At 67.0% G+C, this 16,228-nt stretch carries 17 protein-coding genes; 16 read left to right on the forward strand and 1 reads right to left on the reverse strand.

What is annotated here, in order from left to right; translation table 11 throughout:
- Positions 1-8 precede the first annotated feature (8 nt).
- The 16 genes from rho (at position 9) to D0C15_RS20235 (ending at position 15,573) form a co-directional block, all read left to right on the forward strand.
- Positions 9-2,078, forward strand: a complete 2,070-nt coding sequence (rho, locus tag D0C15_RS20160; RefSeq protein ID WP_116047856.1) for a transcription termination factor Rho — start codon at positions 9-11, stop codon at positions 2,076-2,078.
- Positions 2,079-2,356: 278 nt separating this feature from the next.
- Complete coding sequence (rpmE, locus tag D0C15_RS20165) at positions 2,357-2,584, forward strand: 50S ribosomal protein L31 (RefSeq protein ID WP_116047859.1); 228 nt, start codon at positions 2,357-2,359, stop codon at positions 2,582-2,584.
- A 108-nt stretch (positions 2,585-2,692) separates the two neighbouring features.
- On the forward strand, positions 2,693-3,766 hold the full coding sequence (gene prfA / locus D0C15_RS20170; protein WP_116047862.1) for a peptide chain release factor 1: 1,074 nt from the start codon (positions 2,693-2,695) through the stop codon (positions 3,764-3,766).
- Positions 3,767-3,961: 195 nt separating this feature from the next.
- Complete coding sequence (prmC, locus tag D0C15_RS20175) at positions 3,962-4,825, forward strand: peptide chain release factor N(5)-glutamine methyltransferase (RefSeq protein ID WP_116047864.1); 864 nt, start codon at positions 3,962-3,964, stop codon at positions 4,823-4,825.
- Between the two features lie 28 nt (positions 4,826-4,853).
- Entirely contained in the window at positions 4,854-5,504 is a 651-nt protein-coding gene (locus D0C15_RS20180) for an L-threonylcarbamoyladenylate synthase (protein ID WP_116047866.1), read from the forward strand.
- 105 nt (positions 5,505-5,609) lie between these two features.
- A complete protein-coding gene (locus D0C15_RS20185) occupies positions 5,610-6,770 on the forward strand; it encodes a glycosyltransferase family 4 protein (RefSeq protein ID WP_116047867.1) in 1,161 nt (386 codons plus the stop codon).
- A 322-nt stretch (positions 6,771-7,092) separates the two neighbouring features.
- A complete protein-coding gene (locus tag D0C15_RS20190) occupies positions 7,093-7,530 on the forward strand; it encodes a Cg1360 family ATP-synthase-associated protein (protein ID WP_116048007.1) in 438 nt (145 codons plus the stop codon).
- Positions 7,531-7,832: 302 nt separating this feature from the next.
- A complete protein-coding gene (atpB, locus tag D0C15_RS20195; protein ID WP_116047869.1) occupies positions 7,833-8,624 on the forward strand; it encodes a F0F1 ATP synthase subunit A in 792 nt (263 codons plus the stop codon).
- A 59-nt stretch (positions 8,625-8,683) separates the two neighbouring features.
- Entirely contained in the window at positions 8,684-8,941 is a 258-nt protein-coding gene (locus D0C15_RS20200) for an ATP synthase subunit c family protein (RefSeq protein ID WP_116048009.1), read from the forward strand.
- Between the two features lie 28 nt (positions 8,942-8,969).
- Complete coding sequence (locus D0C15_RS20205) at positions 8,970-9,518, forward strand: F0F1 ATP synthase subunit B (RefSeq protein ID WP_281270719.1); 549 nt, start codon at positions 8,970-8,972, stop codon at positions 9,516-9,518.
- Between the two features lie 6 nt (positions 9,519-9,524).
- Positions 9,525-10,346: a F0F1 ATP synthase subunit delta gene (locus D0C15_RS20210; protein WP_116047874.1), complete on the forward strand. Its 822-nt coding sequence runs from the start codon at positions 9,525-9,527 to the stop codon at positions 10,344-10,346.
- A 138-nt stretch (positions 10,347-10,484) separates the two neighbouring features.
- Entirely contained in the window at positions 10,485-12,128 is a 1,644-nt protein-coding gene (gene atpA / locus D0C15_RS20215; RefSeq protein ID WP_116047877.1) for a F0F1 ATP synthase subunit alpha, read from the forward strand.
- Positions 12,129-12,140: 12 nt separating this feature from the next.
- A complete protein-coding gene (locus D0C15_RS20220) occupies positions 12,141-13,088 on the forward strand; it encodes a F0F1 ATP synthase subunit gamma (protein WP_116047879.1) in 948 nt (315 codons plus the stop codon).
- Between the two features lie 82 nt (positions 13,089-13,170).
- On the forward strand, positions 13,171-14,604 hold the full coding sequence (gene atpD / locus D0C15_RS20225) for a F0F1 ATP synthase subunit beta (protein WP_116047881.1): 1,434 nt from the start codon (positions 13,171-13,173) through the stop codon (positions 14,602-14,604).
- A gap of 144 nt (positions 14,605-14,748) precedes the next feature.
- Positions 14,749-15,114 carry a F0F1 ATP synthase subunit epsilon gene (locus tag D0C15_RS20230; protein ID WP_116047883.1) on the forward strand — a complete coding sequence of 122 codons (366 nt, stop codon included), beginning with the start codon at positions 14,749-14,751 and terminating at the stop codon, positions 15,112-15,114.
- Positions 15,115-15,138: 24 nt separating this feature from the next.
- Entirely contained in the window at positions 15,139-15,573 is a 435-nt protein-coding gene (locus tag D0C15_RS20235) for a DUF2550 domain-containing protein (RefSeq protein WP_116047885.1), read from the forward strand.
- 78 nt (positions 15,574-15,651) lie between these two features.
- On the opposite strand, the gene D0C15_RS20240 is transcribed toward D0C15_RS20235, so the two are convergent.
- Entirely contained in the window at positions 15,652-16,224 is a 573-nt protein-coding gene (locus D0C15_RS20240) for a cob(I)yrinic acid a,c-diamide adenosyltransferase (RefSeq protein WP_116047887.1), read from the reverse strand.
- Between the last annotated feature and the right edge of the window lie 4 nt (positions 16,225-16,228).

The raw sequence follows: 16,228 nt of genomic DNA on the forward strand, positions 1-16,228 counted from the left end.
GGACTTGTGTGAGCAACACCGATCTTTTGGGCGGCGACGTGGAAACCAAGGTGAACCCGCCCGCTGGCGGCGCTGAGAGCGCGGACGCCGCGGCTGCTGGGGAGCACACGCCGCAGGACGCCAATGGCACCACGCCGAAGCGCCGTGCGGGCGGTCTGTCCGGCATGGTCATCGCTGACCTGCGGACACTCGCCAACGAGCTGGGCGTGGGTGACACGTCCGGCATGCGCAAGGGGGACCTGATCGCTGCCATCAGGGAACGTCAGGGCAAGAGCAAGCGCCGTGCCGCGGGCGAGGACACCCTCCCGCTCGAGGGCGTCGCCACCGAGCGCAGCGCTCCCGCGCAGGAGCAGCCGGCCGCGTCGCGACGGTCAGGAAACAAGCCCGCCGAGGCCAAGCAGGCCGAGGCCGCGCCCACGGAGGGCAAGCCCGCCGACAGCACGTCCGCCGGCAACGCCCCCGCCGACAGCGCCCCGGTCGAGTCGAAGCAGGCCGACACCAAGCAGGCCGACACCAAGCAGGCCGAGCGCAAGCAGGGTGAGCGCAAGCAGGGCGAGAACCAGCAGTCCCAGGGCGAGAACCAGCAGGGCCAGCAGGGTGGTGACGACAGCGGTCGCAGCCGTCGTCGCCGGGGTGGCTCGGGACGTCAGGGCGGCAACGCCGACGCGGGTGGTAACCAGCGTGGTGAGGACAAGGACACCTCCGGCGACCAGCAGCGCGGCGGTGGTGATCAGCGCAGGCCCAACGACCGGCAGCAGAACAACCAGAACCAGCGCAACCAGGGTCAGCAGGGCAACCGTGGCCAGGACAACCGCGGTGGCCAGGACGACGACGATGACGAGCGCGGTGGCCGCAGGGGCCGCCGGTTCCGCGACCGCCGTCGCCGTGGTGGTCGCGGTGAGGGCGGCGGCAGCCCCGACACCGAGATCCGCGAGGACGACGTCCTGCTCCCGGTCGCGGGCATCCTGGACGTGCTGGACAACTACGCGTTCGTCCGTACCTCCGGCTACCTCGCCGGCCCGAACGACGTCTACGTCTCGCTGTCGCTCGTGCGTAAGTTCGGTCTGCGCCGTGGTGACGCGATCACCGGTGCCGTTCGCCAGCCGCGCGACGGAGAGCAGCAGCGGCAGAAGTTCAACCCGCTGGTGCGGGTGGACACCATCAACGGGCTGGACCCCGATTCCGCGAAGAAGCGCCCGGAGTTCACCAAGCTGACGCCGCTCTACCCCAACGAGCGGCTGCGCCTCGAGACGGAGTCGAACCGGCTGACCACCCGCGTCATCGACCTGGTGATGCCGGTGGGCAAGGGTCAGCGCGCGCTGATCGTCTCGCCGCCGAAGGCCGGTAAGACGACGATCATGCAGGACATCGCGAACGCGATCACCACGAACAACCCCGAGTGTCACCTGATGGTCGTGCTCGTCGACGAGCGGCCGGAAGAGGTCACCGACATGCAGCGGTCGGTGCAGGGCGAGGTCATCGCCTCCACCTTCGACCGCCCGCCGTCAGACCACACCTCGGCGGCCGAACTCTCCATCGAGCGCGCCAAGCGCCTGGTGGAGATGGGACACGACGTGGTCGTCCTGCTCGACTCGATCACCCGTCTCGGCCGGGCGTACAACCTGGCGGCCCCGGCATCCGGCCGGATCCTGTCCGGTGGTGTCGACTCGACCGCGCTGTTCCCGCCGAAGCGTTTCCTCGGCGCGGCGCGCAACATCGAGAACGGCGGCTCGCTGACGATCTTCGCGACGGCGATGGTGGAGACCGGCTCGACCGGTGACACCGTCATCTTCGAGGAGTTCAAGGGCACCGGTAACGCGGAGCTCAAGCTGGACCGCAAGATCGCCGAGCGCAGGGTCTTCCCCGCGGTCGACGTGAACCCGTCCGGTACCCGTAAGGAAGAGCTCCTGCTCGCACCGGACGAGCTGGCGGTGACGCACAAGCTCCACCGGGTGTTGCACGCACTGGACTCGCAGCAGGCCATCGATCTGCTGCTGGACCGGCTGCGCAAGACGAAGACCAACACGGAGTTCCTGATGCAGGTCTCCAAGACGGCCCCCGGCCAGGACGACGACTAGTCGCCCGCAGCTTCACCTGATGCAGCCAGGGCCATCCTCCGCGAGGGTGGCCCTGGCTGCTTCTCGGTGTCGTCAGCGCTGAACGGACCAGTGCAGCGCTGCGGCGGCTCGGGCAAATGGCGTCCACGGCGGGCGACCTGTCCGGGAACAACCGGACTCGCGGGCACGTTGAAACCCCTGCCAGCACGTCTGGCAGAATGAACCGCTGACGTCCGGCTCCGGTTCACCTCGTGGTGCACATCCACGAGGACCCGGCGGCCAAGTAGGAGAGGACCCCCATGAAGAGCGGTATTCACCCGGAGTACGTGGTCACCAACGTGACCTGCGGCTGCGGCAACACCTTCACCACCCGCAGCACGAAGACTTCCGGCGACATCCACGTCGAGGTCTGCTCGAACTGTCATCCGTTCTACACCGGTAAGCAGAAGATCATGGACACCGGTGGCCGGGTCGCGCGCTTCGAGGCCCGCTACGGAAAGCGGCAGAAGAAGGCCGACGCCAAGTAGCTTCGCTGACGGCGCCCATTCCCGGTAGCGGGGATGGGCGCCGTTTTCTTTGTCCAGACAGGTCTGCGCCGCGCCCCCAGCGGGCGTTTCGCGGGAGAAGAGGTAAGCGTGGAATCGAGTTCCCTGCAGGCACTGCTCGACGAGCATGCCGAGCTGGAGGACCAGCTGGCGGATCCGTCGGTGCACGCCGATCAGTCCCGCGCGCGCAAGCTCGGCAGGCGTTATGCCGAGCTGTCGCCGGTGGTGAAGGCGATCGGCGAGCTGGAGTCCGCCCGCTCCGACCTGGTCGCGGCGCGTGAACTCGCGGGGGAGGACGCCGCTTTCGCGGCGGAGGCGGAGGAGCTCGCCCAGCAGATCCCGGCACTGGAGAGCAGGCTGACCGAGCTGCTGCTGCCACGTGACCCCTACGACTCGGCCGATGTCGTCATGGAGGTCAAGTCCGGCGAGGGCGGTGAGGAGTCCGCGCTGTTCGCGGGCGATCTGTTGCGGATGTACCTGCGCTACGCCGAGCGGCTGGGCTGGAAGGCGGAGGTACTCGACGCCGTCGAGTCCGACCTCGGCGGCTACAAGGACGCCACCGTCTCGATCAAGAGCCGCACCGCCGACGTTGACGGGGTGTGGGCGCGGCTCAAGTACGAGGGTGGTGTGCACCGGGTGCAGCGCGTGCCCGCGACGGAGTCGCAGGGGCGTATCCACACCTCGGCCGCAGGCATCCTGATCTATCCCGAGCCGGAGGAGGTGGAGGTGGAGGTCGATCCCAACGATCTGCGCATCGACGTCTTCCGGTCGTCGGGTCCGGGCGGGCAGAGCGTAAACACCACCGACTCCGCGGTTCGGATCACCCACCTGCCGACCGGAATCGTGGTTTCCTGCCAGAACGAGAAGTCGCAGATCCAGAACCGGGCCCGCGCGCTCCAGGTGTTGCATGCCCGGTTGCACGCGATCGCCGAGGAGGAGGCCGCGGCCAAGGCGGCCGACACTCGCCGCTCACAGATCCGGACGGTGGACCGTTCCGAGCGCGTCCGCACCTACAACTTCCCCGAGAACCGCATCTCCGACCACCGGGTCAACTACAAGGCATACAACCTCGATCAGGTCCTCAACGGCGAACTGGACGGCGTTCTCGACGCACTGCGCGACGCCGACAGGGAGGAACGCCTCGCCGAGCAGACCATCGGCTGAGTTTGGAGTTCCCCAATGTGGCTTTCGGGAACTTGAACGTCCCCAATGCCGCATTGGGGAACTCCAACGTCCCCAATGTGGCATTGGGGAACTTTCCGGACGGGGTGCGCTGGGGGTGGACACGGGGGACGCTGCGGCGGATGTTCGTGATGCCCGGAGGTGGTTGTGCCAGTCTTGTCCTGTGAGGATGGCAGTGTGAATCGGCAACCGTTGCGCCTGGCGATCATGGAGGCGATGCGCATCCTGGAGACCGCGGGTGTGTCGTCACCGCGGACGGACGCGGAGCTGATCGCCGCTCACGTGCTCGGGGTGGAGCGCGGCAGGCTGCCGCTGGTGCCACTGGTGGACCCAGCCGTGGTCGACGCCATCGGGCAGATGGTCGCGCAGCGGGCCAAACGGGTTCCGCTGCAGCACCTGGTCGGCTGGGCCGCGCTGGGGGGCATCACGGTGGACGTCGGTCCTGGTGTGTTCGTCCCCCGCCCGGAGACCGAGTTGCTGCTGGAGTGGGGACTGAAGCTGCTCAAGGGGCGCGAGTACCCGGTGGTGGTCGATCTGTGCACCGGTTCGGGCGCCTTGGCCCTCGCGGTTGCCAACGCCAGGCCGGACGCCGTGGTCTACGCCGTGGACATCGATCCGACGGCACTCGCGTGGGCCCGGCACAACGCCGAGTTACGCGCGGCGGCGGGCGACAGCCGCATCCGCCTGTACTCCGGCGACATCAGCGACAGCGCGATGTTCGCCGAGCTGGACGGGCTGGTCGACCTGGTGCTCTGCAACCCGCCCTACGTTCCCGAGGGCACCTGGGTGCCGCCGGAGGTCGCCGAGCACGACCCGGCACACGCGGTGTTCGCGCAGGAGAGCGGGCTGGCGATCATCCGCCACGCGGTCACCGTCGGCGCCCGCCTGCTGCGCCCCGGTGGCGGTCTGGCCATCGAGCACGACGACACCCACGCCGCGGCCGTGCCGTCACTGGTCCGGGCCCGCCGCGTGCTCACCGACGTCGAGGATCATCACGATCTCGCGGGCAGGCCCCGCTTCGTGACAGCCCTAAGAGGATGAGCGGAACGCTCGTGCCAGGATTGAGCTCATGAGCGCGGTGTACGACTGCAACACGCAGGAGAGCAGGACCGACGGACTGAAGGCTGCCGCATCGGCGGTTCGTAGCAGCCGGCTGGTGGTACTGCCGACCGATACGGTCTACGGCATCGGCGCCGACGCGTTCGACGCCGGCGCCGTGCAGTCCCTGCTGCGCGCCAAGAATCGCGGCCCGGACATGCCTGTCGGTGTGCTCGTCGGGTCCTGGACCACGGTGGACGGTCTCGCACTCGGAGTGCCGCCGCAGGCCAGGGCACTGATCGAGGCCTTCTGGCCGGGTGACCTATCGATCGTGCTGCCGCACGCGCCGAGCCTGACCTGGAACCTCGGCACCACCCGGGGGACGGTCATGCTGCGGATGCCACTGCATCCCGTGGCCCTCGAACTGCTGCGCGACGTCGGACCGATGGCGGTGTCCAGCGCCAATGTGTCCGGACAGCCGCCCGCGAGTACCGCGCAGGAGGCACAGGACCAGCTCGGGGACTCCGTCGCGGTGTACCTCGACGGGGGCCCGACGGGCGATCCGGTTCCGTCCAGTGTCGTGGACCTGACCGGGGATGCGCCGATCATGCTGCGTGAGGGTGCGGTGAGTTCCGAGGCGGTATCCGACGTGCTCGGAATCCCGGTGCTGCCGAAGAGCTGAACCCGGGGCGCGCTGGCCAGAGGTGGCACACGGGGCTCACGGGACGCGCGGTAGCGTTGCGCCCCGTGATCGCTCGGCACCGGCACTCCCAGGGATAGCAGCGTCGTGACGCCCACCTCCGCAGGCCTCCCCATCCGCGAGTACGTCCTGGTCGCCCTCGTCACGGCGGCCCTCACCTTCCTGCTCACCGGGCTGGTGCGGCGCTTCGCGATCAAGATCGGCGCCATCGCCACACCGAGGGCGCGCGATGTGCACGTGATCCCGATTCCCCGGATGGGCGGGCTCGCGATGTACCTGGGCGTCGTCGGCGGAATGGCGATGGCCCACCAGTTGCCGGTGCTGCGCCGGGCGTTCGAGTACTCACTGGATCCGCTCGGGGTGGTCATCGGCGGCGGCGCGATCGTGCTGATCGGCGCGTTGGACGACCGGTTCGAGCTCGACGCGTGGACCAAGCTCGCCGGACAGGTCATGTGCGCGGGCATCCTGGTGATCTTCGGCGTGCAGTGGAACTCGTTCTGGGTGCCGTGGGGCGGCGTCGACGGCGTCGTGGGTTCCGTGGTGCAGCTGGACAAGAACCAGGGTGGCCTGCTGGCCGTGCTGCTCGTGGTGGTCATGGTCAACGCGATGAACTTCGTCGACGGACTGGACGGCTTGGCGGGCGGACTCGGTTTCATCGCCGCCGCGGCCACCTGTGCCTTCTCCCTCGGGCTGCTCGCGAGTTCGGGTGGTGACGTGGGCAGCTACCCACCCGCGCTTATCGCCGCGACGCTCGCGGGGGCGTGTCTTGGTTTCCTGCCGCACAACTTCCAGCCCGCGAAGATATTCATGGGCGATTCGGGATCGATGATGATCGGCCTGATGCTCGCCGCCGCCAGCACCTCCGCATCAGGCAAGATCAACTACATCACATTCAGCCCCTCGGACATCCTGGCGCTGCTGTCACCGCTGTTCGTCGTCGCGGCGGTGCTGTTCCTGCCGCTGCTGGACCTGCTCCTCGCGGTGATCCGGCGGACGCGCCGGGGCGAGAGCCCGTTCGCGGCGGACAAGATGCACCTGCACCACCGGTTGCTGGAGATCGGCCACTCCCAGCGCAGGGCGGTTCTGCTGATCTACCTGTGGGCCGCGCTACTGGCCTTCGGGGCGGTCTCGGTCACGCTGTTCGACAACGCCGCGGTCTTCTGGATCGTCGGTATAGGGCTGCTGGTGGCCGTGTTGATCTCCGGCGTCCCCCGGCTGAAGCGGCAACGCAACGGAACCAGTCCCTGAAACCCGCCCGCCCCGCTCCGGCCACCACCCTCGGGTGTCGCACTTTCCCGGGAAAGTGCGCGGGGGGAAGCGCGTGACCAGGGACGGGAAGTTCCGCGTCTCGCACTTTCCCGGGAAAGTGCGAGACACGGGCAGGGGGCCCCCGGGGCGTGGGGTACGGGAATCGGGTGCGACACCAGCTCGCGGGGGTGCGCGGCGCTGCCCGCCGACCGGGTGTGCTCCCAGGTGCGAGACCATCGAGACAGGTCTGGCACAGTTTAGGTCTGGGAATCCAGCAGGGAGTGCGGTAGTGAGCGCAGAAGCAAGCGACAGCGGGACCGAGATGAACGAGCAGCGAAATCCTCATGCAGAGTCGGTGCTGAGGTTGGCCGACGCCATGGTGAAGACGGCGTTGTGGCCGGGAGTCGCGACCGTGGTCGTCGGCGCGATCGTGGCGACTGTGCTGGTTGGCTGGGCCGGCCTGTTCGGCGCGCTCATCGGTGGTGTCATCGCCTTCGGCTCCTCGCTGGCCACACTGTGGATGATGCGCAAGTCCTCGGGTATGGAGCCGATGGCTGTCATGGCCGTTTCGCTCGGTGGCTACATCTTCAAGCTGCTGGTTCTGCTCGGCGTGATGACCGCGCTCGGCGGCATCGACGCACTGCACCGCGAGTCACTCGCCTTCACCATGCTGGCCGTCATCCTGGTCTGGGCGGCCGCCGAGGTGATCGCCTTCCGGCGGACCAAGATCCCGACGATCATCCCCGACGGCTCGAAGTAGGGCGTCGGCCACATAAGGAGTACGGCCGTACGGCGTCGAGGTACCGACTGGTATCGTCCGCGGCGTGGAGGCGGCATCGCTGTTCTCCCGGTTGGTGACTTCACCCAAGCAGCGTGGCGACTCCAGTGAACTGCCGCTTACCCGCTTGAGGGAACGAGCCGGTTCCGGGAGTCACATCGTGTTCTACACACAGTGGGGTATCCGCTTCCAGGTACCTGATTGGTGTCAGGTACGTTAAGTCCAGATCGTGACGATTCCCCCGGCGGAGTGAACGCCGGCCGGGAGAACCGGAAGGAGCCCAGTTGGGCGCGCTGGTACTAGCCGAAGGTGGCGAGTTCGCTCCCCCCGGCGCTGAAAGTTTCAACCTGCCGCCGATCTTTGGCGAGGGCACATTCGTCACCAAGCCGATGGTGCTAGTAGTGCTGTCGGTCGTCATCATCGCGGCGTTCTTCATGCTCGCTTCGCGCAGCATGAAGGTGGTCCCCGGCAAGTTCCAGTTCGCCGCCGAGTCGGTCTACAACCTCGGCCGCAACAACATCGCCAGGGAACAGATCGGTTCCAAGGACTTCCGGCCCTTCGTGCCGCTAATCCTGAGCTTGTTCACCTTCATTCTGGTGAACAACATCTTCGGGATCATCCCCATCGTGCAGTTCCCGACGATGTCGCATATCGGTTTCCCGCTGGCACTGTCTGTTCTGGTGGTTTATCCGGTTTACCACTACGTCGGCTTCAAGCGGCACGGTTTCACCGGTTACCTGAAAAACCAACTGGTGCCGCCCGGTGCGCCGAAGCCGATCTACCTGCTGCTGACGCCGATCGAGTTCTTCCAGAAGTTCTTGTTCAACCCGATCACCCTGGCAGTCCGAGTTTTCGCGGCGATGTTCGCGGGTCACCTGATCCTGATGGTGTTCACGGTTGCCGGTGAGTATCTGCTGCTGGAGGCAGGCGGCGGACTCAAGGCGGTCTCGGTGGTGTCGTTCGGCTTCGCCATTCTGATGACCTTTGTCGAGGCCCTTATCCAGGTGATTCAGGCCTACGTCTTCGCCGTGCTGTCCGCCGGGTACATCGGCGCGGCACTGTCCGCCGACCACTAAGTGGAACAACAAAGCCCCCGATCCGCATAGCTGCGGACCGAGTTGAAAGGGAAATGCACGTGAGCAACATTGTTCTTGCGCAGGCTGCCGAGGCTGCGACCAACATCAACCCCGGTCTTGCCGCCATTGGCTACGGTCTTGGCGCTATCGGCCCCGGTATCGGTGTGGGTCTGATCTGGGCCGCCGTCATCAACGGAACCGCTCGCCAGCCCGAGGCTCAGGGCAAGCTGATGACCATCGCCTGGACCACCTTCGTGCTGACCGAGGTGCTGGCCCTGATCGGTCTGGTCATTTACTTCATCGCATCCGCTGGCTGATTAGACCGAAGCCCATTTGGGAGACGTCGTGTTGCATACACAGATGATCCTTGCGGCGGAAGAACCCAGCCCGGTGATGCCGCACCTGTCCGAGGTCATTCTCGGTCTGGTCGCGTTCCTGATCCTGCTGTTCCTGCTCCGCAAGTACGCCGTTCCGCGCTTCGAGAACCTCTACGAAGAGCGCACGGCGAAGATCGAGGGCGGGATCGAGAAGGCCGAGAAGGCTCAGGCCGAGGCCGAGCAGGCGCTGGAGCAGTACAAGGCGCAGCTCGCCGAAGCCCGCTCCGAGGCTGCCAAGATCCGCGATGATGCCCGGCTCGAGGCCGAGCAGATCAAGGAAGAGCTGCGGGCGGAGGCCCAGGAGGAATCCCGGCGCATCGTGTCCCAGGGTGAGGCTCAACTGCAGGCGCAGAAGGCACAGATCGTCGCCGAGCTGCGAGCCGAACTCGGACGCAACGCCGTGACGCTGGCCAGCCGGATCGTCGGCGAGTCCCTTGAGGACGAGGCCCGTCGTCGCGGCACGGTCGACCGGTTCCTCGCCGAACTCGAGACCAACGGTGCCGGAGCGAGGAAGTAGACGTAGATGATGCTGCATGCTGCGAGCCGGGAGGCTCTTCACCTTGCCGAGAACCGTCTCGACGAGGTGCTCGGCGACGCCGGTTCGGGTCCGTCCGCCGTCGGTGAGGAGCTGCTCTCCGTCGTCGCCCTGCTCGGCAGGGAGGCCGGGTTGCGCCGAGCCGTCGCCGACGGTTCGTCCGACCCGGAGGCCCGCAAGCGGCTGGTCCGGGGAGTGCTCGGGGCCAAGGTCTCCGACCCGACGCTGACCGTGCTCGACGCGGTGGTCGGCAACCGCTGGTCCAGCCCGCGTGAGCTGGTCGACGGGGTCGAGTCGCTGGGCCGTTCCGCGCTGCTGACCAGCGCGGAGAAGGCCGGCAACCTCGCCGCCGTCGAGGACCAGATCTTCCTGATTTCCCGTATCGTGGCAGGGGAGCAGGCGCTGGAGCAGGCGCTGTCCGACCAGTCCGCACCGGCGGACGCCAAGCGGACCCTGGTGCGGAACCTGTTCGGGGACAAGGTCGATCCGGTCACGCAGATCCTGGTCGAGCAGGTGGTGCTCCGCCTCAACGGCCGCGGTGTCGAACTCGCCCTCGGCGAACTGGTCGAACTGGCTGCCGCACGAAGCGATCGTTCGGTCGCGCACGTGACCAGCGCGACCCAGCTGACCGGCGAGCAGCAGGAGCAGTTGGCCGAGAAGCTCAGGCAGATCTACGGGCGGCGGATCGCGCTGCACGTCGAGCTCGACGAGAGCATCGGCGCGGGTCTCGTTATCCGGGTCGGTGACGAGATCATCGACGGCAGCTCGGCAGGCAGGCTCGAGGCATTACGCAGGCAGTTGGCCGGCTGAGCCGGTCGCGGCATCACCACACAGACTTTCAGACACTGGCAAGAACCGCGAGACGAGGAACATGCGAGCATCGCAGCGAGCGAGGAGCGCAGCAGGTTCGGAGTCGAGCAGTCAACACAAGCGAGAGCGGGAACGACAATGGCGGAGCTGACGATCTCCTCGGATGAGATCCGCAGTGCGATCGAGAACTACGTCTCGAGTTACTCCCCGGATGTAAGCCGGGAAGAGGTCGGCACGGTCATCGACACGGGTGACGGCGTCGCCCACGTCGAAGGCCTCCCCTCGACGATGGCCAACGAACTCCTTGAGTTCCCGGGCGGCATCCTCGGGGTGGCCCTGAACCTGGAGCCGCGCCAGATCGGTGTCGTCATCCTCGGTAACTACGAGTCGATCGCGGAGGGCCAGGAGGTCAAGCGGACCGGGAAGGTCCTGTCCGCCCCCGTCGGCGACGACTTCCTCGGCCGCGTCGTCGACCCGCTCGGCAAGCCCATCGACGGCCTCGGCGACATCGAGTCGACCGAGTCCCGCGCGCTGGAGCTGCAGGCCGCATCCGTGGTCCAGCGTCAGCCGGTGTCCGAGCCGCTGCAGACGGGCATCACCGCGATCGACGCGATGACCCCGATCGGCCGCGGACAGCGCCAGCTGATCATCGGTGACCGTAAGACCGGTAAGACCGCGGTCTGCGTCGACACGATCATCAACCAGAAGAAGAACTGGGAGACCGGCGACCCCAAGCAGCAGGTCCGCTGCATCTACGTCGCGGTCGGCCAGAAGGGCTCGACGATCGCGGGGGTGAAGAAGTCCCTCGAGGACGCGGGCGCGCTGGAGTACACCACCATCGTCGCCGCCCCGGCCTCCGACGCCGCCGGGTTCAAGTGGCTGGCCCCGTTCACCGGAGCCGCTCTCGGTCAGCACTGGATGTACGAGGGCAAGCACGTCCTGATCGTCTTCGACGACCTCACCAAGCAGGCCGACGCCTACCGTGCCCTGTCGCTGCTGCTGCGCCGCCCGCCGGGCCGCGAGGCATTCCCCGGCGACGTCTTCTACTTGCACTCCCGTCTGCTCGAGCGTTGCGCCAAGCTGAACGACGAGCTGGGCGCGGGCTCGCTGACCGGTCTGCCGATCATCGAGACCAAGGCCAACGACATCTCGGCCTACATCCCGACCAACGTCATCTCGATCACCGACGGGCAGTGCTTCTTCCAGTCGGACCTGTTCAACTCCGGTCAGCGGCCGGCCATCGACGTCGGTGTGTCGGTCTCGCGAGTCGGTGGTGACGCGCAGATCAAGGCGATGAAGACCGTCTCCGGTTCGCTGCGGATCGACCTGTCGCAGTACCGGGAGCTGGAGGCGTTCGCCGCCTTCGCCTCCGACCTGGACGCGACCTCGAAGGCCCAGCTCGAGCGCGGTGCCCGGCTGTACGAGATGCTCAAGCAGCCGCAGTACTCGCCGGTCGCGGTCGAGGAGCAGGTCGTCTCGGTGTTCCTCGGGACGAACGGGCACTTCGACACGGTTCCGGTGGAGGACGTGCGCCGGTTCAACAGCGAGCTGCAGCAGAACCTGCGGCATAAGCACGAGGGCGTCCTCGCCGAGATCCGGGACACCGGAAAGTGGAGCCCCGAGCTCGCGGAACGAGTGGTCGCCGCGGCTGACGAGTTCAAGAAGGGCTTCACCACCTCCTCCGGCGAGACGCTGATGAGTGAGGCAGAAGCCGAGGCCATGGACGCCGACAACGTCGGGCAGGAGACCGTGAAGGTCAACAAGCCCGCACCGAAGAAGTGACCGGGTAAGTAGATGGCGCAACTTCGCGAGCTACGGCAGAAGGTCCGATCGACCAAGTCGGTCGGCAAGATCACCAAGGCGATGGAGCTGATCGCGACATCGCGGATCAGCAAGGCCCAGGCGAGGGTCGAGGCCTCCAGGCCCTATGCGGAGGAGATCACCAACGTGCTCTCCGCACTGGCCGGAGCGGCATCCAACCTGGATGACCCGTTCCTGGTCGAGCGGGAGAACCCGACCCGCGTCGCGGTCCTGGTCGTCACCAGTGACAAGGGTCTCTGCGGCGGCTACAACACCAACGTGCTGCGGGCCACCGAGGAGCTGCTCTCGTTGCTGCGCGAGCAGGGCAAGGAACCCGTCCTGCATGTGATCGGCGGCAAGGGCGTGAACTACTACCGGTTCCGTGGCCGCGAACTCGCGGACAGCTGGACCGGCTTCTCGCAGCAGCCGCACTACGTGGACGCGGCGGAGGTCGGCGAGGCGCTGACCAAGGCCTTCCTCGCGGGTGCGGAAGGCGCGTCCGGCGACCCTGAGCTCGAGGGAGTGCTCGGTGTCGACGAGGTCCACCTCGTCTACACCAAGTTCACGTCGATGCTGACCCAGACGCCGGTCGCCAGGCGGCTGGCCCCGCTGGAGGTCGAGTACACCGACGAGCAGGACTCGGCCGCGGGATCCAGCGAGGTACCACCGGCCTACGACTTCGAGCCGAGCGCGGAGACACTTCTCGGCGCTCTGCTGCCGAAGTACATCAAAACGCGCATCTACTCGGCATTGTTGGAGTCGGCGGCATCCCAGCTGGCCGCTCAGCGGACCGCCATGAAGGCGGCCTCGGACAACGCCAACGAGTTGGTGGAGACCTACACCCGGATGGCGAACCAGGCCCGCCAGGCCCAGATCACCCAGGAGATCAGCGAGATCGTCGGTGGGTCGAACGCGCTCGCCGCAACGGGCGGGAACGACTGATGAGTGATATGGCAACCTCGACCTGCGCGCGCACGAGTTCACGCACGCGATCGCGCTCCCCTGAACACGGAAGTGATGACTGATGACTGCCACCCAAGATGCCCCCGCCGCCACCAAGGGCCGAATCGTCTCGGTGACCGGTCCGGTCGTCGACGTCGAGTTCCCCCGCGGTGCGGTACCCGCCCAGTTCAACGCCCTCAAGGTCGAGATCGAGTTCGCGGAGCTGCGCAAGACGGTGACCCTCGAGGTCGCCCAGCACCTCGGTGACAACCTCGTCCGGACCATTTCGCTGCAGCCGCAGGACGGTCTCGTCCGCGGTGCGGAGGTCACCGACACCGGCGCGCCGATCTCGGTTCCGGTGGGCGACAAGGTCAAGGGCCACGTGTACAACGCGCTTGGCGAGTGCCTCGACGAGCCCGGCTACGGCGCCGACATGGAGCGCTGGCCGATTCACCGCAAGGCGCCCGCGTTCGACCAGCTCGAGGGCAAGACCGAGATGCTGGAGACCGGCCTCAAGGTCATCGACCTGCTCACCCCGTACGTGCAGGGTGGCAAGATCGGCCTGTTCGGTGGTGCCGGTGTGGGCAAGACGGTGCTGATCAAGGAAATGATCACCCGTGTCGCGAAGAACTTCGGTGGTACCTCGGTGTTCGCCGGTGTCGGTGAGCGCACCCGTGAGGGCACCGACCTCTTCCTGGAGATGACCGAGGACGGCGTCATCAACGACACCGCGCTGGTCTTCGGGCAGATGGACGAGCCGCCGGGCACCCGTATGCGGGTCGCCCTGTCCGCGCTGACCATGGCGGAGTACTTCCGCGATGTGCAGAACCAGGACGTGCTGCTGTTCATCGACAACATCTTCCGGTTCACCCAGGCGGGCCAGGAGGTCTCCACGCTGCTCGGCCGGATGCCTTCGGCCGTGGGTTACCAGCCCACCCTGGCTGACGAGATGGGCACCCTGCAGGAGCGGATCACCTCGACCAAGGGCCGGTCGATCACCTCGATGCAGGCGATCTACGTGCCCGCGGACGACTACACCGACCCGGCGCCTGCCACGACGTTCGCCCACCTGGACGCCACCACCGAGCTTTCCCGTGGTGTCTTCCAGAAGGGCATCTTCCCTGCGGTGGACCCGCTGGCCTCGACCTCGACGATTCTCGACCCCGCGATCGTCGGTGACGACCACTACCGCGTGGCCTCCGAGGTCATCCGGATCCTGCAGAAGTACAAGGAGCTGCAGGACATCATCGCGATCCTCGGTATGGACGAGCTGTCCGAGGAGGACAAGCTGACGGTGAACCGGGCTCGCCGGATCGAGCGTTTCCTTTCGCAGAACATGCTGGTCGCCGAGACCTTCACCGGCCAGCCGGGTTCCACGGTCCCGATGTCGGAGACCATCGAGTCCTTCGACAAGATCGCCAAGGGCGACTTCGACCACTACCCGGAGCAGGCGTTCCTGGGCATCGGTGGCCTCGAGGACCTCGAGAAGAAGTACAAGGAAATCACCGGTAAGTGACCCTCTCGCGTGCGGCGGGGCCGGCTCCAGCATGGTCCACTGTGGATTGGCAGGATCCCGGCCCCGTCGTTCGCATAGGCGTACCCATTGCGGTCGGCGCGACCATTACACTTGGTTTCAGCGCCCGATGTGAAGGAGACCCACGTGGCTGAGATGTCCGTTGAGTTTGTCGCCGTTGAGCGGCGCCTCTGGTCGGGCAAGGCCACCTTCGTGGTGGCACAGACCACCGAGGGTGAAATCGGCATCATGCCTGGCCACGAGCCCGTCCTCGGTCAGCTGATCGAAGGTGGCATCGTCAAGGTGACCACCACCGACGGTGAGACGGTGACGGCTGCGGTGCACGGCGGCTTCCTGTCCTGTACCGGGAGTTCGGTCAGTGTGCTCGCGGAGAGCGCGGATCTGGCGGAGGAGATCGACGTCCAGGCGGCCAGGGCGGCGCTGACGGCGGAGGACGAGACCGAGCGCGCCAGAGCGAGCGCGAGGCTGCGCGCAGCGGGCCAGTCGGTCTGATCGAGCGACGAGCGGGAGCCGGCCTTGGGCATCGAACTGATTGTCCTGGCAGTCCTGCTCGGTGTGCTGTTCATCGTCGCCTGGTATCTGATTCGCTGGGTGCGAATGCGCAAGCTCGGCGGCGTGAGCGTCGCATTGCGGTGGCGGCCCGACCAGGAAAGGTCGGGCTGGCATCTCGGGATCGGCCGCTACCAGGGCGCGGAGTTCGTCTGGCACCGCGTCTGGAGCCTGCGGACCGGCCCGGACCGGGTGTTTCACCGGGACAGCCTGGAGATCGCCGACCGGCGTGATCCGATCGGCACCGAGTCCTACGCGGTGCCGGCCGGGTCGACCGTACTTCGCTGCGAGTCCGACGCCCAGGAGGCGATCGAGATCGCCATGGGCCCTGGCGCGCTGACGGGCTTCCTGTCCTGGCTCGAGTCGGCGCCCCCGGGCCGCCGCGTCCCCCGCGCGAGCTGACCACGCACGAAACCTCGCACTTTCCCGGGAAAGTGCGAGGCTCGGTAGTGGCCAGGTGGCTCGGGGGTGGCTGGGTGGCTAGCGCTCGCCGCCGGGCTTCCAGAGGACGTCGCCCTCGGGATTCGCCACGCGCGCGAGGATGAACAGCAGGTCCGACAGCCGGTTGAGGTACTTCACGGCGAGGACGTTCGTCCGCTCGGCGTCGGCCTCCACCAGTTGCCAGCCGGACCGCTCCGCCCTGCGCGAGACCGTGCGGGCCTGGTGCAGCAGCGCCGCCCCCGCGGTGCCACCCGGCAGGATGAACGACGTCAGCTTCGACAACCGCTCGTTGAAGTCGTCACACCAGCGCTCCAGTTGCTCGATGTAGGGCTCGGTGACGCGCAGCGGGGGATAGGGCGGATCGTCCACAACTGGGGCGCACAGGTCAGCTCCTACGTCGAACAGGTCATTCTGGATCGACCGCAGGACGGCGGCGACCTCGTCGGTCAGCCCGCCGAGCGCGATGGCCATCCCGATGACCGAGTTCGTCTCGTCGACGTCGGCATAGGCGCCCAGCCTCGCCGACGTCTTCGGTACCCGGGAGCCGTCCCCGAGTGCGGTGGTGCCGCTGTCGCCGACCTTCGTGTACACGCGATTGATCCGTACCGACATGGCA

The organism is Amycolatopsis palatopharyngis (genome assembly GCF_003385185.1).
GTDB classification, from domain to species: Bacteria; Actinomycetota; Actinomycetes; order Mycobacteriales; family Pseudonocardiaceae; genus Amycolatopsis; species Amycolatopsis palatopharyngis.

Bases quoted from the DNA above. Each gene is read 5' to 3' on its own strand.
- rpmE (WP_116047859.1), top strand. From the start codon at position 2,357: ATGAAGAGCGGTATTCACCCGGAGTACGTGGTCACCAACGTGACCTGC.
- D0C15_RS20180 (WP_116047866.1), top strand. From the start codon at position 4,854: ATGAGCGCGGTGTACGACTGCAACACGCAGGAGAGCAGGACCGACGGA.
- D0C15_RS20190 (WP_116048007.1), top strand. From the start codon at position 7,093: ATGAACGAGCAGCGAAATCCTCATGCAGAGTCGGTGCTGAGGTTGGCC.
- D0C15_RS20210 (WP_116047874.1), top strand. From the start codon at position 9,525: ATGATGCTGCATGCTGCGAGCCGGGAGGCTCTTCACCTTGCCGAGAAC.
- atpA (WP_116047877.1), top strand. From the start codon at position 10,485: ATGGCGGAGCTGACGATCTCCTCGGATGAGATCCGCAGTGCGATCGAG.
- D0C15_RS20220 (WP_116047879.1), top strand. From the start codon at position 12,141: ATGGCGCAACTTCGCGAGCTACGGCAGAAGGTCCGATCGACCAAGTCG.
- atpD (WP_116047881.1), top strand. From the start codon at position 13,171: ATGACTGCCACCCAAGATGCCCCCGCCGCCACCAAGGGCCGAATCGTC.
- D0C15_RS20240 (WP_116047887.1), bottom strand. From the start codon at position 16,224: ATGTCGGTACGGATCAATCGCGTGTACACGAAGGTCGGCGACAGCGGC.